21 protein-coding genes are annotated in these 22,493 nt (G+C 69.3%); 12 read left to right on the forward strand and 9 right to left on the reverse strand.

All coding sequences use genetic code 11. The features are described 5' to 3' along the window. The first annotated feature begins 53 nt into the window (after window positions 1–53). Entirely contained in the window at window positions 54–737 is a 684-nt protein-coding gene (locus AC3A6G_RS26245; RefSeq protein WP_487862856.1) for a glutathione S-transferase family protein, read from the forward strand. A gap of 3 nt (window positions 738–740) precedes the next feature. On the opposite strand, the gene AC3A6G_RS26250 is transcribed toward AC3A6G_RS26245, so the two are convergent. Beyond that, window positions 741–1,466: an OmpW/AlkL family protein gene (locus AC3A6G_RS26250; RefSeq protein ID WP_487874997.1), complete on the reverse strand. Its 726-nt coding sequence runs from the start codon at window positions 1,464–1,466 to the stop codon at window positions 741–743. Window positions 1,467–1,626: 160 nt separating this feature from the next. Between AC3A6G_RS26250 and AC3A6G_RS26255 the strand changes: the two genes are divergently transcribed. The 4 genes from AC3A6G_RS26255 to otsA all read left to right on the forward strand — a co-directional run bounded on the left by AC3A6G_RS26255 (window position 1,627) and on the right by otsA (window position 7,067). Beyond that, complete coding sequence (locus tag AC3A6G_RS26255) at window positions 1,627–2,886, forward strand: multifunctional CCA addition/repair protein (RefSeq protein ID WP_487874987.1); 1,260 nt, start codon at window positions 1,627–1,629, stop codon at window positions 2,884–2,886. A gap of 89 nt (window positions 2,887–2,975) precedes the next feature. After that, the gene (gene otsB, locus AC3A6G_RS26260) at window positions 2,976–3,746 is read left to right on the forward strand and encodes a trehalose-phosphatase (protein ID WP_487864374.1); all 771 of its coding nucleotides are present in this window, start codon (window positions 2,976–2,978) and stop codon (window positions 3,744–3,746) included. A 16-nt stretch (window positions 3,747–3,762) separates the two neighbouring features. Then, window positions 3,763–5,685: a glycoside hydrolase family 15 protein gene (locus AC3A6G_RS26265; RefSeq protein ID WP_487862853.1), complete on the forward strand. Its 1,923-nt coding sequence runs from the start codon at window positions 3,763–3,765 to the stop codon at window positions 5,683–5,685. Beyond that, window positions 5,682–7,067 (forward strand): alpha,alpha-trehalose-phosphate synthase (UDP-forming), encoded by a 1,386-nt coding sequence (gene otsA, locus AC3A6G_RS26270; protein WP_487862852.1) that lies wholly within the window; start codon window positions 5,682–5,684, stop codon window positions 7,065–7,067. Before AC3A6G_RS26265 ends, otsA begins: the two co-directional genes overlap by 4 nt. An 8-nt stretch (window positions 7,068–7,075) precedes the next feature. Here otsA and AC3A6G_RS26275 read toward each other — a convergent pair whose 3' ends face one another. Further along, window positions 7,076–7,396, reverse strand: coding sequence for a hypothetical protein (locus AC3A6G_RS26275; protein WP_487862851.1), 321 nt, complete (start codon window positions 7,394–7,396; stop codon window positions 7,076–7,078). A 175-nt stretch (window positions 7,397–7,571) separates the two neighbouring features. Between AC3A6G_RS26275 and AC3A6G_RS26280 the strand changes: the two genes are divergently transcribed. Beyond that, complete coding sequence (locus AC3A6G_RS26280) at window positions 7,572–9,077, forward strand: aminotransferase-like domain-containing protein (protein ID WP_487862850.1); 1,506 nt, start codon at window positions 7,572–7,574, stop codon at window positions 9,075–9,077. On the opposite strand, the gene AC3A6G_RS26285 is transcribed toward AC3A6G_RS26280, so the two are convergent. The 4 genes from AC3A6G_RS26285 to AC3A6G_RS26300 all read right to left on the reverse strand — a co-directional run bounded on the left by AC3A6G_RS26285 (window position 9,050) and on the right by AC3A6G_RS26300 (window position 12,186). Further along, a complete protein-coding gene (locus AC3A6G_RS26285; RefSeq protein WP_487862849.1) occupies window positions 9,050–9,976 on the reverse strand; it encodes an ROK family protein in 927 nt (308 codons plus the stop codon). The genes AC3A6G_RS26280 and AC3A6G_RS26285 overlap by 28 nt on opposite strands. A gap of 30 nt (window positions 9,977–10,006) precedes the next feature. Further along, window positions 10,007–10,201, reverse strand: a complete 195-nt coding sequence (locus AC3A6G_RS26290) for a DUF2905 domain-containing protein (RefSeq protein ID WP_487862848.1) — start codon at window positions 10,199–10,201, stop codon at window positions 10,007–10,009. A gap of 9 nt (window positions 10,202–10,210) precedes the next feature. Next, a complete protein-coding gene (hisN, locus tag AC3A6G_RS26295; protein WP_487874988.1) occupies window positions 10,211–10,996 on the reverse strand; it encodes a histidinol-phosphatase in 786 nt (261 codons plus the stop codon). A 74-nt stretch (window positions 10,997–11,070) separates the two neighbouring features. Continuing rightward, a complete protein-coding gene (locus AC3A6G_RS26300) occupies window positions 11,071–12,186 on the reverse strand; it encodes a class I SAM-dependent methyltransferase (RefSeq protein ID WP_487874989.1) in 1,116 nt (371 codons plus the stop codon). A gap of 51 nt (window positions 12,187–12,237) precedes the next feature. Here AC3A6G_RS26300 and AC3A6G_RS26305 point away from each other — a divergent pair, with 51 nt between their 5' ends. Both AC3A6G_RS26305 and AC3A6G_RS26310 read left to right on the forward strand, forming a co-directional pair. Next, window positions 12,238–13,014, forward strand: a complete 777-nt coding sequence (locus AC3A6G_RS26305) for an SDR family oxidoreductase (RefSeq protein ID WP_487862845.1) — start codon at window positions 12,238–12,240, stop codon at window positions 13,012–13,014. Between the two features lie 31 nt (window positions 13,015–13,045). Next, on the forward strand, window positions 13,046–13,444 hold the full coding sequence (locus AC3A6G_RS26310) for a dihydroneopterin aldolase (RefSeq protein ID WP_487874990.1): 399 nt from the start codon (window positions 13,046–13,048) through the stop codon (window positions 13,442–13,444). Window positions 13,445–13,477: 33 nt separating this feature from the next. Here the strand turns inward: AC3A6G_RS26310 and AC3A6G_RS26315 are convergent, their stop codons facing one another. Next, window positions 13,478–14,701 (reverse strand): MFS transporter, encoded by a 1,224-nt coding sequence (locus tag AC3A6G_RS26315; RefSeq protein ID WP_487862843.1) that lies wholly within the window; start codon window positions 14,699–14,701, stop codon window positions 13,478–13,480. A gap of 98 nt (window positions 14,702–14,799) precedes the next feature. Between AC3A6G_RS26315 and AC3A6G_RS26320 the strand changes: the two genes are divergently transcribed. The 4 genes from AC3A6G_RS26320 (at window position 14,800) to AC3A6G_RS26335 (ending at window position 18,122) form a co-directional block, all read left to right on the forward strand. Then, window positions 14,800–15,771: a LysR family transcriptional regulator gene (locus tag AC3A6G_RS26320; RefSeq protein ID WP_487862842.1), complete on the forward strand. Its 972-nt coding sequence runs from the start codon at window positions 14,800–14,802 to the stop codon at window positions 15,769–15,771. A gap of 83 nt (window positions 15,772–15,854) precedes the next feature. After that, window positions 15,855–16,790, forward strand: coding sequence for a tRNA 2-thiocytidine(32) synthetase TtcA (gene ttcA / locus AC3A6G_RS26325; RefSeq protein WP_487874991.1), 936 nt, complete (start codon window positions 15,855–15,857; stop codon window positions 16,788–16,790). Between the two features lie 47 nt (window positions 16,791–16,837). Continuing rightward, complete coding sequence (locus AC3A6G_RS26330) at window positions 16,838–17,458, forward strand: DUF4136 domain-containing protein (protein ID WP_487862840.1); 621 nt, start codon at window positions 16,838–16,840, stop codon at window positions 17,456–17,458. Between the two features lie 22 nt (window positions 17,459–17,480). After that, the gene (locus tag AC3A6G_RS26335) at window positions 17,481–18,122 is read left to right on the forward strand and encodes a histidine phosphatase family protein (RefSeq protein ID WP_487874992.1); all 642 of its coding nucleotides are present in this window, start codon (window positions 17,481–17,483) and stop codon (window positions 18,120–18,122) included. Between the two features lie 15 nt (window positions 18,123–18,137). Here AC3A6G_RS26335 and AC3A6G_RS26340 read toward each other — a convergent pair whose 3' ends face one another. Continuing rightward, a complete protein-coding gene (locus tag AC3A6G_RS26340) occupies window positions 18,138–21,293 on the reverse strand; it encodes an efflux RND transporter permease subunit (protein WP_487862838.1) in 3,156 nt (1,051 codons plus the stop codon). Continuing rightward, window positions 21,290–22,492, reverse strand: a complete 1,203-nt coding sequence (locus AC3A6G_RS26345; protein ID WP_487862837.1) for an efflux RND transporter periplasmic adaptor subunit — start codon at window positions 22,490–22,492, stop codon at window positions 21,290–21,292. The genes AC3A6G_RS26340 and AC3A6G_RS26345 overlap by 4 nt, the downstream gene beginning before the upstream one ends. Window position 22,493: the final 1 nt, after the last annotated feature.

The raw sequence follows: 22,493 nt of genomic DNA on the forward strand, positions 1-22,493 counted from the left end.
AGGCTCGTTAGCATCGAGGGCCTTCCTTTTCCTCTGATCCGCAGGACCACACCATGCGCAAGCTCTACGTCGGCAACAAGAACTACTCGTCCTGGTCGATGCGGCCCTGGGTGCTGATGAAGCAGGCCGGCATTCCGTTTGAAGAGGTCAAGGTGCGCTTCGATTCCTTCGAGGCCGATTCGCAGTTCAAGCAGATCATCGCCAGGCTCAATCCGGTCGCCAAGGTGCCGGTGCTGGTCGACGGCGAACTCGTGGTGTGGGACAGCCTGGCCATCGCCGAATACCTGGCCGAGACTTTTCCCGAGAAGCAGCTCTGGCCGAGCGCCGCGGCCGATCGCGCCCGTGCGCGCAGCATCTGCGCCGAAATGCATGCGGGCTTCGGCAACCTGCGCACGCTGTGCGGCATGAACATCGAGGCCTCGCTTGCGCACGTGGGCGCGCAACTGCTCAAGGACCATCCCGCGCTCGGCGCCGAGGTCGAGCGCATCGTGCAGATGTGGAGCGGCCTGCTCGATGCGCACGGCGGGCCGATGCTGTTCGGCGAATTCGGCATCGCCGACGCCTACTACGCGCCGGTCGGCGTACGCATCAAGACCTACGGCCTGCCGGTGCCGGCCGCCATCACCGCCTACATCGCGCGCGTGCAGGCGCTGCCCGGCGTCAAGGCCTGGATCGACGACGCGCTGGCCGAGAAGGACTTCCTCGACTTCGAGGAGCCCTACCGGCAGCAGCGCTGACGCTCAGAACCTGTAGGTCGCCGACAGGTAGGTCACGATTGGATTGAGCTTCAGCCGCGCCTCGCTGGTGGCGATCGGCAGCCCGCCGAGCGACGTGGTGGTGAGCGTAGCCTTGGTCTTCAGCGGGATGTACGAGACCGAGAACGAGACGCCCCAGTGCTTGTCGAACTGGTAGGACGCGCCCACGTTGAACACCGGCGCGAACGAGCTGTCGAGTTCGGCCGTGGTCGAGGTCGACATCGGCGGCCGGCGCAGCTGGCTGCCGAGCGCGCCCTGCAGCCCCTGCGTGAGCTTGACGTCGCTGTACCAGACATAGGTGGCGCCCAGGCCCACGAACGGGCGGAAGGCGTCGTTGGCCTGGTTGAAGTAGTACTTGCCGAGGATCGTCGGGCTCCACTGGCGCGCCTCGCCCAGTTCACCCACGCGGCCGAGCGTGCCCTTGCCGTCGAGCTTGAATTTCGGCGGGACGCCCAGCACGCCCTCGACCGCCCAGTGGCTGTCGATGAAATACACGGCGCTCAGGCCCAGCGTGTCCGAGTCGCTGACCGATGCGCCCGAGCCGGCGACCACGCTGCGCATCGGCGCGGTCAGCGTGAGCGGCTTGCTCGAATCCTGCGGTGCCAGGTGGAGCCAGCCCGCACCGACGACCCAGTCGCCCGCGTTCTGCGCCCATGCGCCGCCCGACGCCAGCGCACCGCATGCCGCCAGGGCCCACATGTTTTTCTTCATCATCTGTTCGCTCCTTTTGGTTAAGAACTTTGTAGTAAGCAGCCTTGCCAGAGACGGCGACTGCGTTCCGCGAAAAACGGCGAAGGATCGTCCGAGGCATCAATAAATTATCGAACGGTCGTTCTATTTTTACATATGGGATATCCCTAAACTTGGCGCCATGAAAACCTACCTCGTCGGCGGCGCGCTGCGCGACCGGCTGCTCGGGCGCCCCGTGACCGACCACGACTGGCTGGTGGTCGGCGCCACGCCCGAGGAGATGAACGCGCGCGGCTTCCTGCCCGTGGGCCGCGACTTCCCGGTGTTCCTTCACCCCGAAACGCGCGAGGAATACGCGCTCGCGCGCACCGAGCGCAAGAGCGCGCCGGGCTACCGCGGCTTCACCATCCACGCCGCGCCCGACGTCACGCTCGAGCAGGACCTCGCGCGGCGCGACCTCACGGTCAACGCGATCGCCATGCCGGCCGAGTTCGTCGAGGCCGACGGCAGCTTCGAGCCCACCCCCGACAAGCTGGCCGATCCCTTCCACGGCCGGCGCGACCTCGCGCAGAAGCAGCTGCGCCACGTGACCGACGCCTTCCGCGAGGATCCGGTGCGCATCCTGCGCGTGGCGCGCTTCGCGGCGCGCTTCGATGACTTCGCGGTGGCGCCCGAGACCATGGCCCTGATGCGCGAGATGGTCGAGGCCGGCGAGGCCGACGCACTGGTGCCCGAGCGCGTCTGGCAGGAACTGTCGCGCGGACTCATGGAAGCGCGCCCCTCGCGCATGTTCGAGGTGCTCCGGGCGTCGGGCGCGCTGGCGGTGCTGCTGCCCGAGGTGGACCGGCTCTGGGGCGTGCCGCAGCCCGCGGCGCACCATCCGGAAATCGATACCGGCGTGCACCTGAGGATGGTCATCGACACGAGCGCGCGGCTCGGGGCGCCGCTCGCGGTGCGGTTCGCCTGCCTCATGCACGACCTCGGCAAGGGCACGACCGCCGCCGACATGCTGCCGCGCCACATCGGCCACGAGAAGCGCAGCGCCGAGTTGCTGCGCGCGGTGTGCGACCGCTGGCGCGTGCCCGTGGAGATCCGAGAGCTGGCCGATGTGGTGGCGCGCGAACACGGCAACATCCATCGCAGCGGCGAACTGGGCGCTGCGGCGCTGGTGCGGCTGCTGGAGCGCTGCGACGCCTTGCGCAAGCCGGCGCGCTTCGCCGATGCGCTGTTGGCCTGCGAATGCGATGCGCGCGGCCGGCTCGGGTTCGAAGACCGCGCCTACCCGCAGCGCGAGCGGCTGCTGCGCGTGCTGGCGGTGGCGACCGGCGTGGCGACCGATCCGGTCGCACGCGCCGCGCAGCAGGCCGGCGCCGCGGGACCGCAGATCGGCGAAGCGATCCACCGGGCGCGCGTGGAAGCGGTCGCGGCCGCGCTCGACTGACAACTTTGTAAGCGCTCGCGCCCGCCTCCGGGCACGTCCGGCTTTGGCCGACATGGAACTTGCTAGGCCCGTGTTATGGTCGTTGCCAGATGCCAATGTCTTCCAAGTTGCCACCTCCGTTGGGCCAAGACGGCGCCCTCTTTCTCGATTTCGATGGCACCCTGGTCGGCCTCGCGCCAACCCCTGAATCGATCGAGATTCCTCCCGCGCTGGTTCCACTGCTCGAAGATCTGAGTGACCAGCTCGGCGGTGCGCTGGCGGTGGTTTCGGGCCGCCAGATCGACGCCATCGACCGCTTCCTTGCACCGCTGCGGCTGCCTGTCGCGGGCGAGCACGGCGTGCAGCGCCGCGACGCCAAGGGGCGCATGCAGGAGCAGCGCCCACCCGATCTCATTCCCATCCTCGATGCCGCCAACGAGTTGGCGCGCGTGCACGAGGGGCTGCTGGTCGAACGCAAGCACGCGGCCATCGCGCTGCACTACCGCCTGGCGCCGCAGCTCGAGGCCGTGTGCCGCGACGCGATGTCGCGCGCCATCACCGACCGTCCGCTGCTCGAACTCATGCATGGCAAGTTCGTGTTCGAGATCAAGCCCACGGGCGTCAACAAGGGCACCGCGATCGACGCCTTCATGACCGAGGCCCCGTTCGCGGGGCGCGTGCCGTTCTTTGCCGGCGACGACACCACGGACGAAACCGGCTTCGCGGTGGTGCAGCCGCGCGGCGGCATCGCCATCAAGGTCGGCGCGGGGCCGAGCATTGCACAGCACCGCCTCGAGTCGCCGCGCGCCGTCTACGAATGGCTGGTGCAGATGCGCGACCAACTGGCTGCAGCCCCGCACAAGAAGAACGAAGATACCTGAGCAGAGGAGCGACCGGATGAGTGAACTGCAGTTGCCGAAGGCGCCCGAGGACCGCGCGGGCACTTCGCTCGCGGGCGCGGCCGGGCCCGCCGACAAGGCCCCGGTCGATCCCCGCGCCGCCACCTCGGCCGTGCCGCGCGGCTTCGCCCCGCCGGCCGAGCCTTCGCTCGACGTCGGCGTGATCGGCAATTGCGCCTACAGCGCGCTGGTCGACGCCCGCGGGCGCATCGTCTGGTGCTGCCTGCCGCGCTTCGACGGCGACCCGGTCTTCAATGCCCTGCTGCACCCGGGCGACGAGGCAGGCGCCTGGGCCATCGAGATCGAGGACTTCGCCTCGAGCAAGCAATGGTACGAGCCCAATACCGCCGTGCTGCGCACCCAGCTGTTCGACAGCGCCGGCCAGGGCATCGAGATCACCGACTTTGCGCCGCGCTTCTACAGCCGCTCGCGCTACTTTCGCCCGCTCATGCTGGTGCGCCGCGTGCGGCCGCTCGCGGGTTCGCCGCGCATCCGCGTGTCGCTCGATCCGCGCTTCCAGTGGGGCGCCTCGGCGCCGGTGGAGGTCACGCGCGGCAGCAACCACATCCGCTACGTCGGGCCCGACGTGACGCTGCGGCTCAACACCGACGCCTCGATCTCGCACATCCTCGCGCGCCAGCCGTTCGTACTCTCGCGCGAGTACAACTTCATGTTCGGCGTCGACGAGACGCTGCTCGACGGCATTGCCGATACCGCGCGGGCCTTCGAGCAGGAAACCATCGCTTACTGGCGCACCTGGAGCAAGCGGCTTGCGATTCCGTTCGAATACCAGGACGCGGTGATCCGCGCCGCGATCACGCTCAAGCTCTCGCTCTACGAGGACACCGGCGCCATCGTCGCCGCGATGACCACGAGCATCCCGGAGGCGCCGGGCAGCCAGCGCAACTGGGACTACCGCTACTGCTGGCTGCGTGACGCCTTCTTCGTGGTGCGCGCGCTCAACTCGCTGAGCGAAGTGGGCACCATGGAGGACTACCTGCGCTGGCTCGGCAACGTGGTGATCGGCTCGCACGGCGAGCACATTCAGCCGCTCTACGGCATCGGGCTCGAGCGCGAACTGCCCGAATCCATGGTCGAGCACCTGCCGGGCTACCGCGGCATGGGGCCGGTGCGCGTGGGCAACCAGGCGCAAGAGCACTTCCAGCACGACGTGTACGGCAACATCGTGCTCGGCGCGGCGCAGGCCTTCCACGACCAGCGCCTGCTGAGCCCCGCGGGCGTGGCGGAATTCCCGCACCTCGAAGCGGTGGGCGAGCAGGCGATCCGCGTCTACGGCACGCCCGATGCCGGCATGTGGGAGCTGCGCACCCGCGCCCGCGTGCACACCAGCTCGGCCCTGATGAGCTGGGCCGCCTGCGACCGGCTCGGCAAGATCGCCCATGCGCTGGCGCTGCCCGAGCGCGCCGCCTACTGGCAGGGCCATGCCGCGCGCATGAAGGAAGAGATCTTGGACAAATCGTGGTGCGAGGAGCGGCAGGCCTTCGCAGAGAGCTTCGGCGGCCACGAACTCGATGCGAGCATTTTGCTGATGGTCGAGGTGGGCCTGATCGACGCGCGCGATCCGCGCTTCGTCTCCACCGTCGACGCCATGGAGAAGTCGCTCTGCGACGGCCCCTACATGCGCCGCTACGAAGCGGCCGACGACTTCGGCAAGCCCGAGACCGCCTTCAACATCTGTACCTTCTGGCGCATCGACGCGCTTGCCAAGATCGGCCGCAAGGCCGAAGCACGCCAGATCTTCGAGACCATGCTCGCGGCCCGCAATCCGCTCGGCCTGCTCTCCGAAGACACGCATCCCGTCACCGGCGAGATGTGGGGCAACTTTCCGCAGACCTATTCCATGGTCGGCATCATCAACGCGGCGATGCGGCTCTCGGCGCCCTGGGACTCCGCCATATGAACCGTCTTGTCGTCGTATCCAACCGCGTGGCCGACCCACGCAAGCCCGCGGCCGGCGGCCTGGCCGTGGCACTCGGCGAAAGCCTGCAGCAAAGCGGGGGGCTCTGGTTCGGCTGGAGTGGCCAGATCGTCGAGGAAGGTCCCACCGGCGAAGGCGAGCTGCATGTGCAGCAGGCCGGCAAGGTCACGCTGGCCACGCTCGACCTGAGCCGTGACGACCACGACAGCTACTACCTCGGCTACAGCAACGACGTGCTGTGGCCGGTCTTCCACAACCGGCTCGACCTTGCCCATTTCGATGCCGGCTTCATCGGCGGCTACCGGCGAGTGAACCAGCTGTTCGCGCGCAAGCTCATGCCGCTGCTGAAGGAAGACGACATCATCTGGATCCACGACTACCACCTGATGCCGCTCGCGGCCGAACTGCGCGCGATGGGCTGCAAGCAGCGCATCGGCTTCTTCCTGCACATCCCGCTGCCGCCGCAGATCATCATCGCGGCAGTCCCGCAGCATGAATGGCTCATGCGCTCGCTGTTCTCCTACGACCTGATCGGCTTCCAGGCGCAGCAGGACGTGCAGCACTTCGAACACTACGTGCGCAACGAAGCCAACGGCGAATACCTCGGCGACGACATGTACCGCGCTTACGGGCAGACGGTGCGCTGCAGCGCGTTCCCGATCGGCATCGACGTGGACGAGTTCACGCGGCTCACGCATGCCAAGGAGTCGCGCGACATGTTCGACACCATGCGGCGCGAATACTCGCAGCGGCGACTGCTGCTGGGCATCGACCGGCTCGACTACTCCAAGGGCATTCCGCAGCGCGTGCGCGCCTTCAGCGAACTGCTCGCCAACTACCCCGAGAACCGCCGCAGCGCCACGCTGATCCAGATCGCCTCGCCCACGCGCGAGACGGTCGACGCCTACGGCGACATCCGGCGCGAACTCGAGTCGCTGTGCGGTGCGATCAACGGCGACTACGGCGAACTCGACTGGATGCCGGTGCGCTACATCCACCGCATGGTGGCGCGCAAGCGCGTGCCGGGGCTGTGCCGTGCCGCCGCCGTCGGACTCGTGACGCCGCTGCGCGATGGCATGAACCTCGTCGCCAAGGAGTACATCGCGGCTCAGGACCCGGAGGATCCGGGCGTGCTGGTGCTCTCACGCTTCGCAGGTGCGGCCGAGCAGCTCAAGGAGGCGCTGCTGGTCAACCCCTACGACACGCACCGCACCGCCGAGACGGTGCAGCAGGCACTGCAGATGCCGCTCGAGGAGCGCCGCGAGCGCCACACGAAACTGCTCGCGCGCATTCGCGAGCAGGACATCCACTGGTGGCGCCGCAGCTTTCTCGATGCGCTGCGCCAGGCAGCCAGCCAGCGCTAGCGTCCGCTTCAGCCGCCGGCCAGCCGGCGTAGCCACCGGACCGCTGGTGATGCCTGCACCGACGGTGCGGGCGCATGGAGGCGCAGGCGCACCGCCGTCAATGCCACCAGCTCGACCCAGCCGCCACGTGCCATGCGGTGCACCTCGCCCTCGCCCAGCCTCGTCTGCGCGGTGAACACCGTCTCGCCGAGCCACGACGGCGGCGCGACAAGCAGCACCGAGCCCTGCCGGACTTCGAGCCAGGTCGCGCGGTCGAGCGCGGTGCGCAACGCCTCGCCCGGCTGCAGGGCGATGGTAGCGGGAGGAGGTTCGAGCGTGAGGGGTGACATGGGCTGCGCCTTGTGGATTCGGATGGTCCATCGTAGGAAGCCGAGCCCTTCCGAAACAGGCACACGCCAGGGCGATTCGCACCGGAACAGCGCTGCCTCCGGGCCATCTGTTATGGTCGTTTTCCCCCACAACTGCATCTGTTTCCGAACGCACGATCGAGGGACCATCGACGCCATGGACTCGCTACCGCTCTACCGCCAGCTTGCAGCGCACTACGTGGATGCGATTCACACCGGCTCGCTCCGGCAGGGCGACAAGCTGCCCTCGCTGCGCCGCCTGATGCAGCTGCACGACATCAGCCTCTCGACCGCGCTGCAGCTATGCCGCACGATGGAGAGCGACGGCTGGGTCGAGGCGCGCGACCGCTCCGGCTACTTCGTGCGCCGTCCGAAGCGGCTCGCGATCGCGCCGCTGGAGGAGCCTGCGGCCGGCGTACCGCCGGACCCGGCGCAGTACGTGGGCATCCACGCGAAGGTGTCGGACTTCGTGGCGCGCCGCCGGCAATTGCCCGAAAAGCTCAACCTTTCGATCGCGCGCGGCGCGCCCGAGCTGTATCCCGCAGAGGCGCTCCGCAACGCGATGACCCGCATGCTGCGCCGGCACCCCGAAATGCTCACGGTCGCGGCGCAGCTCAAGGGTCATCGCCAGTTCCGCGAGGTGGTCGCCCAGCGCAGCCTGCGCGTGGGCATGACGATCTCGCCCGACGACGTGCTGGTCACCAACGGCTGCATCGAGGCGCTCAACCTCGCGCTGCGCGCCGTCGCGCAGCCCGGCGACACCGTCGCCGTGGAATCGCCCACCTTCTATGGCCTGTTGCAGGTGCTCGAAAGCCTGGGCATGCGTGCGCTCGAGATCCCGACAAGTCCGCAGACCGGCCTCTCGATCGAAGCGCTGGAGCTCGCGATCCGCACCTACGACAACATCAAGGCCGTGGTGGTGGTGCCGCACCTGCAGAACCCGCTCGGCAGTGTGATGCCCGATTCCCACAAGGCGCGGCTCGCGCTGCTGTGCGAGCGGCATGCGATCCCATTGATCGAGGACGACACCTACAGCGAACTCGTCGATGCGCAGGGCCCGCCGCGCGCTTTGAAGTCGTGGGACACCGTCGGCAACGTGATCCACTGCGCGTCGCTGCACAAGATTCTCGCGCCCGGCCTGCGCCTGGGCTGGATCACCGCGGGCCGCTGGCAGGCGCGCGTGGAGATGCTCAAATATGCGCAGACGCGCAACAACGAGGGCCTGTCGCAAAGCGCGGCCGGGCTCTTCATGGCCACTGGCGCCTATGACCGCCACCTGCGGCACCTGCGCGCCTGCCTGAAGACGCAGCGCGAGCAGACCGCCGATGCGATCGCCAGCCACTTCCCCTCGGGCACGAGGATCAATCTGCCGCCCGGCGGGCTGCAGCTCTGGATCGAGCTGCCCGAGCGGCTTTCGTCGTCGCGCGTGTTCGATGCGGCGCTTGCAGAGCGCATTGTGGTGGCGCCCGGCACGCTGTTCTCCAACTCCTCGCGCTTCGACCACTACCTGCGGATCAATTGCGGCTGGCCGTACGGCGAGGCAGTCGCCACGGGCCTCCGCCGGCTGGGCCAGATCACCGAGGCGCTGCTGCGCGGCCACAGCGCCGCGGTGCCGCAGCCCGCGGCGCACCGCCTTCAGTCCAGCAACGCAAGCGCCGCGTAGTCGCCGATCGTGTCGCCGAGCCCTGCGGGCACCAGCAGCACGCCGCGCGTGAGCGGTGCGAGCCTGCCGTCGACCTGCGCCTGGAGCCGCGGCAGCAGGAAATCGCGGTGATGCCAGAACACGCTGCCGCCGAGACTGATGCGCTGCAGGTCGAGCGTGACCACGAGGTTGTAGAGCATGCGGCCCAGCACGCGGCACAGCGCATCGACCACTTCGGTGGCATGCGGCTCGCCGGCCGACGCGGCCGTGAACAGGTCGGGCGCGGACTGCCCGAAGCGGCGCGCCATCGAGTTGCCGGCCACCAGCGCCTCGACGTCGCCGAGGTTGCCGCAGCCGCAGAGGGCGCCACTCGCATCGTCCACCACGAAGCTGTGGCCCGCATGGCCCGCATTGCCGTTCTTGCCGCGCAGCGCGCGTCCGTCCACGCACAGGCCCACGCCCACGCCGGTGCTCCAGGTGACGTAGGCGCAGTGGTCCAGTCCCTTCAGCGCGCCCCAGTGGCGCTCGGCCTCGAGCGCGGCCACCGCGTCGTTCTCGACCCGCACGCTGCGAAAGCGCTGTGCAAGCGGCGCCTCGACGATGGCCGTCATCCAGTCATTCGGCAGGCCGCGCGCCGGGCCTGCGATGCCGCCGCAGATGTTCGGCGTGGCCAGTTCGACCATGCCGTCGCGCAGCTCGAAGGGTCCGGTGGACGACACGCCCACACGGTCGATGTCGGCGGCGGAGATGCCCTGCTCGGCGCAGACCTCGTCGATCATGCGAATGATTTGCACCGCCACGGCATCGTTGTCGCCGGTCTTGGCGGTCGGCTCGCTGCGCCGGCCGACGAGCGGCGCATCGCTCGAAGCGGAAAGGCTCACGGCAATCTTGGTGCCGCCGATGTCAACACAGGCTCTCATGCGTCGTTCTTCCCTTTGTCTCTCGGTTGTCTATATCAGGCGCGAAACCAGCGCCGCGATCATGCTGAGCACCAGCGTGCTGGCGATCGGCAACTGCCAGTCGCGGCCGAACGCGCGGAACTCGAAATCGCCGGGCAGCCGTCCGAAGCCGAACCGGCGCAGCCAGGCGGTGAGCCCGCTCATGAGCACCAAGGCGAGGACGACGACGAGCAGCCAGCGGATCATGGTGACAGTCTAGGCCGCCAGGCCCGCCAGAACGGCCAGGGCTTGCCGGTGGAGTTCGGGCGTGGCCGCGGCGATCACGCGGCAGTCGGGCGTGAGCCCCAGCGGACGGCCTTCCCAGTCGGTGACGATCCCGCCTGCGGCCTCGATCAGGCCTGCGGGGCCGAGGTAGTCGTAGGGCTGCAGGCCGGTCTCGACCACGAGGTCGATGGTGCCGCCCGCGAGCTGGGCATAGCCGTAGCAGTCACCGCCGAAACGGCGCATCGCGCACTGGCGGCTCAGCCGGTCGAAAGCCTGCCAGTCGGCCGGCGCAAAGATGTCGGGCGATGTGGTCACGATGCGCGCCCGGGCCAGCTCGGTGCAGCCGCTTGCGCGCACCGGATCCCCATTGCGCGTGGCACCCTGGCCGGCCTGGCCGATCCAGCGCTCCGCGAGCACCGGCATGTCGACCATGCCGAGCACCACGCGGTCGCCTTGCAGCACGCCGATCAGCGTGCCCCAGAGCGGCGATCCGGTGATGAAGCTGCGCGTACCGTCGATGGGGTCGAGCACCCAGATGCGCTCGGCGTCGAGCCGCTCCTGGCCGTGTTCCTCGCCGAAGATGCCGTCGGCCGCAGCCCGCGCCAGCAGGATCTCGCGCATCGCCGTCTCGGCCGCGCGGTCGGCGAGCGTCACGGGGCTCTCGTCGGCCTTGGTGATGATGTCGAGCGGCGTGCGGAAATACGGCATCGACTGTGCCGCGGCGGCATCGGCCAGGGCATGGGCGATCGACAGGAGATCGGGCGTGGAAGGGCTCATGGGGCAGGAACTTTGCGCGGGCCAAAAATGCGATTAGACCCGAGCCGGGGCCGTTCGAGGCGGGGCCCAGCCGCTCAGAGCTTGTGGCTGCGGTCGCCTTCCGCGAACCCAACCGCATCCCAGGCCCCGCCCGCAGCAAACCCGATCACCTTGAACAGCTCGCCCATCTCATGCTCATGCACGAGCCGCGCCGCCATTGCGCGCTCGGCCACCGAGCCGGCCTCCATGCGCGCAAGCAGGCCGCAGTTCAGCAGAAAGCGTGCCTGGCTCGTGTAGCCCAGCACCTCGAGCCCCGCGTCCTGCCCCGCCAGCGCGATGCCGGTGAAGTCGACGTGGGCCGTGATGTCCTTCTGGCCCACGTCGGACAACGGATCGCCGTCGACCTGATGCGCGCGGTGGCACATCACGGTGCCCATGTGGCGCTGCGGGTGGTAGTACTCGTGCTCGGGAAAGCCGTAGTCGATGAAGAATGCCGCGCCTTTTTCGAGCCGGTCGGCGAGCGTGGCGATGAAGGCCCGCGCCTGCGGATGGACCTCGGTCAGATAGTCGTGCGCGCCCTCGACCTCGACGGGCGGACGCAGCGGCGTCTCGCGATCGGCCCAGGCCCAGCCCTCGTTGCCGGCCTGGCGCACCACGCCACGCTCGAACCACTGGCCTCCCACGCGCGCGAGCAGTTGCACCGGCATCGCATCGAGCACCTCGTTGCCGACCACCACACCTTGCATGGAGTCGGGCAGCGCGTCGAGCCACTCGACCTGCCCCGCATGGCCCGCGAGCGCCTGCTGCTGCCGCTCGCGCAGCGTGCCCGACAGGTCGACGATGCGATAGCGCACGTCGCCGCGGCCCAAGCCATCGAGCGCATGCAGCAGCTGCACCGCGAGCGCCCCCGAGCCGGCGCCGAATTCCCAGACGGTGTCGGTGCCCGTGCGCTCGAGCGCCTCGGCCACCTGCACCGCGAGCGTCGCGCCGAACATCGGCGTCAGTTCGGGGGCCGTCACGAAGTCGCTGCCCGAGGCCGGCATGTGGCCGAACTTGGCGAGCGTGTTGGCGTAATAGCCGAGGCCGGGCGCGTAGAGCGCCAGCGCCATGAAGCGGTCGAACCCGATCCAGCCGCCCGCGCGTTCGACCGAACGCGCGATGAGATGGTCGAGGGCGATGGGTAAACTGCCGGGGGATGTCGTCGTCGTCACGGCGCCATTCTCCACCCTCTTACTCGCCCTCTTCCTTCGTCGCTTCCCCGCATGAGCCCCGCAACGCCCTCCGCCGACCGCCGCACCGTTCTCGTCACGGGCGCAGGCCGCAGGCTGGGTCGTGAGATCGCGCTGGCGCTCGCCGCCGGCGGCTGGCAGGTCGCGGTGCACTATCGCCACTCGCGCGCCGAGGCCGAGCGCACGGTGGCCGACTGCGCCGCGCTTTCGGGCGACTCGGCCCTGTTCGCGGCCGAGCTCGAGGACGAGCAGGCCACGCGCGCGCTCCTGCCCCGCGTGGTCGCGCGCTTCCGCGGTGTCGACGCCGTGGTGCACAGCGCCGCCCTGTTCGAGCACGACGCGGCCGCCACCTTCGGCTACGCGCTCATGGAGCGCCATGCCCGCAGCAACACGGGCGCGGCGATCCTGCTGGCGCAGGCGCTGCACGAGCATGTCGCGGCGCGTGGCACCCAGGGCGCGGTGGTGCACATGCTCGACCAGAAGCTCTGGAACCCGAACCCCGATTTCCTGAGCTACACGCTCTCGAAGGCGGCCCTCGAGGCCGCGACGCCGATGCTGGCCCAGGCGCTCGCGCCGCATGTGCGCGTGGTGGGCGTCGCGCCGGGGCTCACGCTGCCGAGCCACATGCTCGACGACGCGAAGTTCGCGCAGTTGCACAAGCTGTCGCCGCTCGGGCGCTCCTCGACGCCCGAAGACGTGGTCGCGGCCGTGAAGTTCGCGCTCGAGAATCGCTCGATCACCGGCACCACTCTGCTGGTCGACGGCGGCCAACACCTGATGAAATTCGAGCGCGATTTCTCGCTCATGTGAGAAGACAAGAAGAAGGCACGAGGCACCCACCATGTCCAACCCCACGCCACCGCCCCCGTCCCCTTCCCCGCTGGGCCGCCAGACCCTCACGCTACAGGGCCTGCGCTTCGACGCCAACCTCGGCATCCTCGACCAGGAGAAGGCGGCGCCGCAGCCGATCCAGGTCGATGCCGAGCTCAACCTCGGTGCCCAGCCGCTGCTGCCGCAGGACGACGACATCTTTCACGTGCTCGACTACCGCAAGGTGCGCCGCATCATCATCGACGAGTGCACCGCCGAGCACGTCAACCTGCTCGAGAGCCTGATCGGCAAGCTGGTGCAGCGCCTGCTGCAGCTGCCCGGGGTGCAGGGTGTGCGCGTGAAGATCGCCAAGCTCGAGATCTTCGACGACTGCGAAGTCGCGATCCGCATGGAATCCGGCGAGTGGTGAACGGCCAAACGCGCTGAGCGGCGTCTTCCTTTTTCAGGCGGCCGAGCCGCAGGCCGCTGCACCCCTGCCACCCGCGGGCCACAACCGCACCGCGAGCGCACCGAGCCCCGACAGCACGCCGAGCAGCGCCACCGCCGGCCAGCCCCACTGCGCGAGCACCAGCGCGCCGAGTGCGGAGCCCGCCGCCATGCCGATGAACACGCCCGTGAAGAACACCGCATTGAGCCGGCCGCGCGCCGCGGGATCGATGCCGTAGACCACGGTCTGGTGCGCAATCAGCGCGGCCTGCAGCCCGAAGTCGAAGCCGATGGCGCTGGCCACAATCAAGCCGAGCCGCGCCGCGGGCGCCATCAGCGGCGCGAACAGCATGGCCGCGAAGGACACGGCCACGAGCGCGGCGCCGATGCGGATCACCAGCTCGGGACCGCGGCGATCTGCCAGGCGCCCGGCCAGCGGTGCCGCCAGCGCGCCCGCGGCACCGGCCAGCCCGAAGGCGCCGGCCGCCGCGCTGCCGAGGTGGAACGGCGCGCCGTGCAGCATCACGGCCAGCGTCGACCAGAAGGCGCTGAAGCCCACCGAGAGCAGCGCCTGCGCGAAGGTGGCGCGGCGCAGCGCGCCATGGCGCTGCCACAGCCTGGCGAGCGAACCCAGCAACGCGCCGTAGCCCAGCTGCGTGGTCGGGCGCAAGTGCGGCAGGCCGCGGGCCACGGCGATGCCGACCAGCGCGATGCTGGCGGCCGCCGCCACGAACATCGCGCGCCAGCCGAAGTGCTCGGCCACGAAACCGCTGAGCACGCGCGACAGCAGGATGCCCAGCAGCAACCCCGTCATCACCGTGCCCACGATGCGGCCGCGGTGCGCCTCGGGCGCCAGCGTGGCGGCGGCCGGCACCACGTCCTGCGCCAGCGTGGCGGTGAGGCCGATCACGAGGCTGGCGGCCAGGAGTGGCACGATCGACGGCGAGAACGCCGCGCCGAGCAGCGCGAGCACCAGCACCGCGGCCTTGGCCAGGATAAGGCGGCGGCGGTCGAAGCGGTCGCCGAGCGGCGCCAGCAGCAGGATGCCGAGCGCATAGCCGAGTTGCGTGAGCGTCGGCACGAAGCCGACCGTGCGCGCCGGCGCGCCGATGTCGGCCCCGAGCACGCCAAGCATGGGCTGGCTGTAGTAGAGCGCCGCCACCCCGAGGCCAGCGCTGGCCGCCAGCAGCAGGATCAGCGACCTCGGGAGCTGATCATGCGAAGGTTGAATAGGAGACATGGTATTTACCCTTGGTTTTCGAAGCATGGACGGAGTGTGAAGCCCAATGCCCGCTGCGGGTAGCCGCCCGCGGCGCAGAACTGATATACGCTTTGCGTATGAGCAAACGTCTTCTGAGTGGTACGCCGGCGCATGCGGTGCCCGGCCCTGTCGACCGGATCGAGTTGATGCAGACCTTCGTTCGCATCGTCGAGGCTGGCAGCCTCTCGGCCGCGGCCCTGCAGATGGGAACCACCCAACCGACCGTGAGCCGCCGCCTGCAGGCGCTCGAGCGCTCGCTGGGGGTGCGGCTGCTGCAACGCTCGACCCATGCGATGAAGCTCACCGAAGACGGCGAGCGCTGCTTCGACCGCGCCAAGGACCTGATCCTCGGTTGGAGCGCCTTCGAGGCCGATCTGCGCGGTGCCGGCGACCAGCCCGAAGGCCGGTTGCGCGTGGTGGCGCCGCATGCGTTCGGCCAGCAGTTGCTGGTCGGGCCGCTCGCGGCCTACCTGCACCGGCATCCGAAAGTGACCGTCGAGTGGCTGCTGCACGACAGCCCGCAGGACAGCACGCCCGATTTCATCGCCGAGGGCGTGGACTGCGCGATCCGCGTCGGCGAGGTGACGGACCCGGCGCTGGTGGCTATCCGGCTGTCGCAGGTGCCGCGCATCGCTGTGGCCGCGCCGGCGCTCTTCGAAGGCGTTGAAGGCGCGGCGGCAGCGCCGGTGCCGGCCCACCCGCGCGAACTCGCGGCGCTGCCGTGGCTGGCCGCGCGCAACTTCTACCGCACCGAGGTCGTGCTGACGCACGAGCGCACGGGCGAGACGGCGCGGGTGCCGATCCGCCCGCGCCTGCTGACCGACAGCCTCTACGCCCTGCGCAGCGCGGCGGTGCTCGGCCTGGGTGCGGGCGTGGCCTCGGCCTGGATGCTGACCGACGACATCGCCGCGGGGCGGCTCGTGCACCTGGTGCCTGAGTGGCGCGCCATGTCGGCGCCGGTCTACCTGGCCTATCCGTATGCGCGCTTCTATCCCGCGCGGCTGCGCCTCTTCGTGGAGGCGATGCGCAGCGCGTTCCCGCCCGACTGAGCCGGGATTGCCGCGCCGCGCGGCATGCGAGATGGGGATCGGGGACAATCGGGGCCCTTCCCCGACCCCCGAAGTAGCCAGCCATGAACGCCGTCTGGATCGACGAAGCGCCCGCCGACGCCGGTGCCGCCCCTGCCAACTCCCTGAAGATCGAGCGCGAGACGCACAAGCTCGAGAAGCGCCTGTGCCGCGAGGTGGGCCGCGCCATCGTCGACTACAACATGATCGAGGAAGGCGACAAGGTGATGGTGTGCGTCTCGGGCGGCAAGGACAGCTACGCCCTGCTCGACATCCTGCTGAAGCTCAAGGCGCGCGCGCCGATCCACTTCGACATCGTCGCCGTCAACCTCGACCAGAAGCAGCCCGGGTTTCCCGAGGAAGTGCTGCCGCGCTACCTTAGCGAGCTCGGTGTCGACTTCCACATCGAGAACCAGGACACCTACAGCATCGTCAAGCGCGTGATCCCCGAGGGCAAGACCACCTGCGGCCTCTGCAGCCGGCTGCGCCGCGGCATCCTGTATCGCGTGGCCGACGAGCTGGGCGCCACCAAGGTCGCGCTGGGTCACCACCGCGACGACATGCTGCAGACCTTCTTCCTCAACATGTTCTTCGCCGGCAAGCTCAAGAGCATGCCGCCCAAGCTCGTGAGCGACGACGGCCGGCACATCGTGATCCGGCCGCTCGCCTACGTGGCCGAGAAGGACCTGGTGCGCTGGGCCCAGCACTGCGCGTTCCCGATCATTCCGTGCACGCTCTGCGGCAGCCAGGAGAACCTGCAGCGCAAGCAGGTCGGCGAGATGCTGCGCGAATGGGACCGCAAGTTCCCCGGCCGCGTCGAGAACATGTTCAACGCGATGCAGCACGTGGTGCCTTCGCACCTGCTCGACGGAACGCTGCACGACTTCAAGGGTCTGAAGGCGACCGGCGTGGCGGACGATGACGGCGACAAGGCCTTCGATCCGCCCTCTTTCGACTCGCTCTCCCAGGCACCGGCGGCCTTGCGCATCGCGCAGGGCTGAGGCGGCAACCCAGGGGAATTTGGGGCCAGCGGGCCCGGAGACCCTCCATGAAACGTGCGTTCCTCGCTCTTTTTCTGATTGCAGTGCTGAGCGGCTGCGCCACCCGCTGGGTGGTCGACAGCGACGTGAAGAGTTTTTCGTCCCTCGGCGGCACGGTGCCGCCCGGCGCCGGCTACCGTTTCGAGCGCCTGCCATCGCAGCAGGCCGATTCCGAACGGCAGGCATCGCTCGAAGCCATGGCGGCCGCGGCGCTCGCCAAGGTCGGGCTGCGCCGCGACGACGAGCGCCCGAGCTACAGCGCGCAGATCTCGGCGCGCGTCACGGCGGGGCTCTCGCCCTGGGCCGACCCGTGGTTCTTCGACGGGCCCTGGGGCTATGGCTACGGCTACCCGGGCCATGCACGCGGCTGGTACGGCGGTGGCTGGTATGGCGGCCCAGCCTTCACGCCGCCCGCCAATCCCTGGTACGAGCGCGAGGTGAGCATCGTGCTGCGCGAGGCCGGCACCAACCGCGTCGTCTACGAGACCCGTGCACGCAACGACGGCCCCTACAACCGCAGCGCCACGATCCTTCCCGTGATGTTCGATGCGGCGCTGCAGGGCTTTCCGAACCCGCCGCCCGGCGAGCGCCGCGTGAACATTGAGCTCGCGCCGGCGAAGAAGCCTTGAGCGGCTTCTAGAATCCGGCCCGATGGAAGACACCACCCGACTGATTGCCGTTCGCCATGGCGAAACCGCCTGGAACGTCGACACGCGCATCCAGGGCCAGCTCGACATCGGGCTCAACGCCACGGGCCTGTGGCAGGCGCGCCGTGTCGGCCACGCCCTGGCCCACGAGGAGATCGGCGCGATCTATGCGAGCGACCTGTCGCGCGCCTGGCAGACCGCCGAAGAGATCGCCAAGCCGCACGGGCTGACCGTGCAGCCCGAGCCGGGCCTGCGCGAACGCGCGTTCGGCCGCTTCGAAGGCATGAGCTTCGCCGAGATCGAGGCCACGCTGCCCGAGCAGGCCCGGCGCTGGCGCCAACGCGACCCCGAATTCGAGCCCGAGGGCGGCGAAAGCCTGCTGGTGTTCCGGGAACGGATCACGCGCATCGCCGCGCAGTTGGCGGCGCGCCATCCGGGCCAGCTCGTGGCGCTGGTGGCGCACGGCGGCGTGATGGACGTGCTCTACCGCGCCGCCACGCGCCAGGAACTGCAGGCGCCGCGCACCTGGCAGCTTGGCAATGCGGCCATCAACCGCATGCTGTGGACGCCCGAGGGTTTCAGCCTCGTCGGCTGGAGCGACACGGCGCACCTCGTGGGCGACGCACTGGACGAGACGACGACCTGAGTGCGCCCTGCCGGCTCAGGCGTGCGAGTGCTGCGACACCTCGGCCTGCGCTTCCTTCGGCAGGTCGATCATCGGCCCCGTGCCGCTGTAGCGGTCGAGCGCGAGGTAGATCGCGGGCGTGATGTAGAGCGTGATCACCTGCGAGAAAATCAGCCCGCCGACCACCGCCACGCCGAGCGGCTGGCGCAGTTCGGCGCCGGCACCCAGGCCCAGGGCGAGCGGCAGCGCGCCCATCAGCGCGGCCAGCGTGGTCATGAGGATCGGGCGGAAGCGCAGCCGGCAGGCCTCGCGGATCGCATCGACCGGCTTCATGCCCTCGGTGCGCTGCGCATCGAGCGCGAAGTCGATCATCATGATCGCGTTCTTCTTCACGATGCCGATCAACAGCAGGATGCCAATGGTCGCGATCAGCGTGAGGTCGAAGCCGAAGATCTTCAGCGAGATCAGCGCACCGATCGCCGCCGAGGGCAGCCCCGCGAGGATGGTGAGCGGGTGGATGTAGCTCTCGTACAGCACGCCCAGCAACACGTAGATCACCAGCACGGCCAGCACCAGCAGCACGGCCTGGCTCGACTGCGAGCTCTGGAACACCGCCGCGTCGCCACCGTAGGTGGTGATGATCGAGGGCGGCATGTCCAGCTCGTCCTTGAACTGGGCGATCCGGGCGGTCGCGTTGCCGAGCGGCACGTCGGGCGCGAGGTTGAACGACACCGTCACCGCCTGCAATTGGCCCTGGTGGTTGACCGAGGTCGGGCCGACGGTGCGCCGCACGGTCGAGAACGCCGACAGCGGCACCAGCTGCCCGCTGGTGCTGCGCACCGACAGGCGCGCGACGTCGTCCTCGAACTGGCGGTCGCTGTCGGCGGCCGAAAGAATCACCTGGTAGGTGTTGCTTGCGGCATAGATGCTGCCGATCTGCCGGTCGCCGTAGGCGTTGTAGAGCGCGGTGCGCAGGTCGCCCACGGCCACGCCGAGCACGCCCGCCTTGTCGCGGTCGATGTCCAGCGTGGCCTGCAGGCCACGGCTCTGCGAATCGCTGGTGACGTCGCGGAACATCGGGTCGGCGCGCATGCGCTCCATGAGCCGCGTGGCCCACGGCAGCATCTGGCCGGCATTGACGCTCTGCAGCGTGTACTGGAAGCGCGCCTTGCTCGCGCGGCCGCCCAGGCGCAGGTTCTGCACCGGCTGCATGTAGACCGCCACGCCCGTGATCTCGCGAAAGCGCTGGCGCAGCGACTCGAGCACGACCGGCATCGCGGGGCGTTCGCCGCGCGGCTTGAGCACCGCGAACATGCGCCCGGCGTTCTGGGTGGCGGTCGGGCCACCGACGCCGACGAACGAGCTCACGTAGTCCACGCTCGGGTCGGCCCGGAGCGCCTCGCCCACGCGGTCCTGCAGCGCCTTCATGGCCGTGAACGAAATGTCTTCGGCGGCCTCGGTGGTGATCTGGATCTGCCCGATGTCCTCCTCGGGGAAGAAGCCCTTCGGAATGGAGATGAACAGCCAGGCGGTGAGCACGAAGGTGGCGCCGGCCACCACGAGCATCAGGCCGCGGTGGTCCAGCGTCCAGTCGAGCGTGCGCATGTAGGTGCCGTGCACCCAGCGGTAGCCGCGCTCGAAGCCGCGGCCAATGGCGGTGCCCGGCTCCGGATGCTCTTCCTCGTGGTCGACGCCCGACCCCTCCTTGCGCGGCACCTGCTTGAGCAGCCGGCTCGCGAGCATCGGCACCAGCGTGAGCGACACCACCGCCGACACCAGCACCGCCAGCCCCACCACCACCGCGAACTCGTGGAACAGCAGGCCGATCACGCCCGGCATGAAGAAGATCGGGATGAACACCGCCACCAGCGAGATCGAGATCGAGACGATCGTGAAGCCCACCTCGCGCGCACCGCGTAGCGCGGCGGCCATGGGTTCCATGCCTTTCTCGACGTAGCGCATGATGTTCTCGAGCACCACGATGGCATCGTCCACCACCAGGCCCACGGCCAGCGTGATGCCCAAAAGCGACACGTTGTCCAGGCTGTAGCCGAAGGCGTAGAGCAGCGCCACCGCGCCGATCAGCGAGATCGGGATGGTCGCGGCCGGAATCAGCGTGGCCACCAGCCGGTGCAGGAACAGGAAGATCACCAGCACCACCAGCGCGACGGTGCCCAGCAGCGTGAGCTGCACGTCATGCACCGCCTCGCGGATGGACAGCGAGCGGTCGTTCACCACGTTGAGTTCGACCGACTGCGGCAACTCCGACTTGAAGCGCGGGATCAGCGCGCGCACCGAATCGACCACCTGTACGGTGTTGGCATCGGGTTGACGCTGCACCGCGAGCGTGATGGAGCTCTGGCCATTGAAGCTGCTCGCGGTCTTGACCGACTCGAAGCTGTTCTCGATGGTGGCCACCTCGTCGAGCCGCACCGGCGCGCCGTTGCGCTGGCCGATGATGAGCTTGGCGAAGTCTTCGGCCTTGGTGAGCTGGCGGTTGGCCTGGATGGTGAGCGTCTGGCGCGGCCCGTCGAGCACGCCGACCGGCGTGTTGGCGTTGGCCGAATTCACGGCGCGGGCCAGCTCGTCGAGCGTGATGTTGCGCGCGTTGAGCAGGTCGGCGTTGGCCTTGATGCGCACCGCGAACGCCTTGCGCCCGTACACCGCCACCTGCGCCACGCCCTCGATGGTCGACAGCGTGGGCGCGATCAGGTTCTCGGCATAGTCGTTGAGCTCCGCCGGGTTCATCGACGGCGAGATCAGCGCGATGAAGAGCACCGGTGCATCGGCCGGGTTCACCTTGCGGTACGACGGCAACTGCGTGAGCTCTTGCGGCAGCTGGCGCTGCGCGCGCAGCAGCGCGGCCTGCACGTCGACCGCGGCATCGTCGATGTTGCGGCTGCTCACGAACTCCAGCGTGATCGAACTCACGCCCTGCGTGTTGACCGAGCTGATGGTCTGCAGGCCCGGAATGGTCGAGAACTGCTTTTCGAGCGGCAGCGCCACCGACGACGCCATGGTGTCGGGGCTCGCGCCCGGCAGCTGCGCGTTGACGTTGATGACCGGCGTGTTGTAGCTCGGCAGCGCGGCAACGGGAATGCTGAGGTAGGCAAAGATGCCCGCCACCACCACCGCCGCCGACAGGAGCACCGTCATCGCGGGACGACGGATGCAGAGCTCCGAGATGTTCATGCGCGTTCCCGCGGGACGGCGGTGTCCGACGAGGCCGCGCTGCCGGGCGTGACGCCGGTGGTGCCGGGCGGCACGGGCTTGGCGTCGATGCGCACCTTGCCGCCGGGGCGCACGTTCTGGCTGCCCTCGATGACCACGCGCTCCCCCGGCTCGAGGCCGCTGACCGCGGCCTTGGTGCCGAAGGTGTGCAGCACCTGCACCTTGCGGCGCGTGGCGGTGCCGGCCGCCTGGTCGACCACGTAGAGCGTGGCGCCCTCGGGCAGCATCACGAGCGCCGCCGCCGGCACCACCGTCACGCCGGCGAGCGTGCGCACCGTGACGCGGGTGGCGACGAACTGGCCGGGCCAGAGCGCCTGGTCGGCATTGGCGAACTCGGCCTTGGCACGCACGGTGCCGATCTGCGGATCGACCGCGTTGTCGACGAAGTTCAGCACACCGTTCAGCGGCTCCTTGCGGCCGGGCACCAGCGCCTCGATGCGGGCACCACTGCGCGCCGCCGCGAGCAGGTCCTGCAGGTTGGCCTCGGGCACCGGGAAGCTCACCGCGATCGGGTCGAGCTGCGTGATCGTGACAAGCGACAGCGTGGGCTGCACCAGCGTGCCCGGGTAGATGTTGATGGCGCCGATGCGCCCGGCGATCGGCGCGCGCAGCGTGGCGTAGTCGAGCGCCACCTGCGCCGACTGCACGGCCGCGCGGTCGGCCGCGACCGCGGCGCGTTGCGCCTCGAGCTGCGAGAGCGTGGCGTCCACCGCGCTTTTGGAGATGAAGTTCTGCGCCAGCAGCTCCTGGCTGCGGCGGTACTGGCGTTCGAGGTCGGCCAGCGTGGCTTCGTCGCGCTTCTGCTGGGCGCGGGCGCGCGCAATATTGGCCTGGTCGGCGCGGTCGTCGAGCGTGAAGAGCAGTTGCCCTGCCTTGACGAACTGGCCTTCCTTCACGTGCACCGCGCGCACCGTGTTGGTCACCTGCGGGCGCAGGTCGACGCTGTTGAGCGAGACCACGCTGCCATTCACCTGCACCGTGACCGGCACATCCTGCCGCTCGGCGGTGGCCAGCGTCACGAGCGCAGCCGGCGCGCCCTGGCCGGGCGCCGAGGTCGCGGCAGTCTGCGCTGCCGCACGGTCGCCGGACGCGCCCCACCACCATCCCGCGACAGCGACGATCAGCACCCCCGCGAGGGCGAGGACGATTTTTTTCTTCATG

This window comes from Variovorax sp. Soil_C_26 (assembly GCF_057657075.1).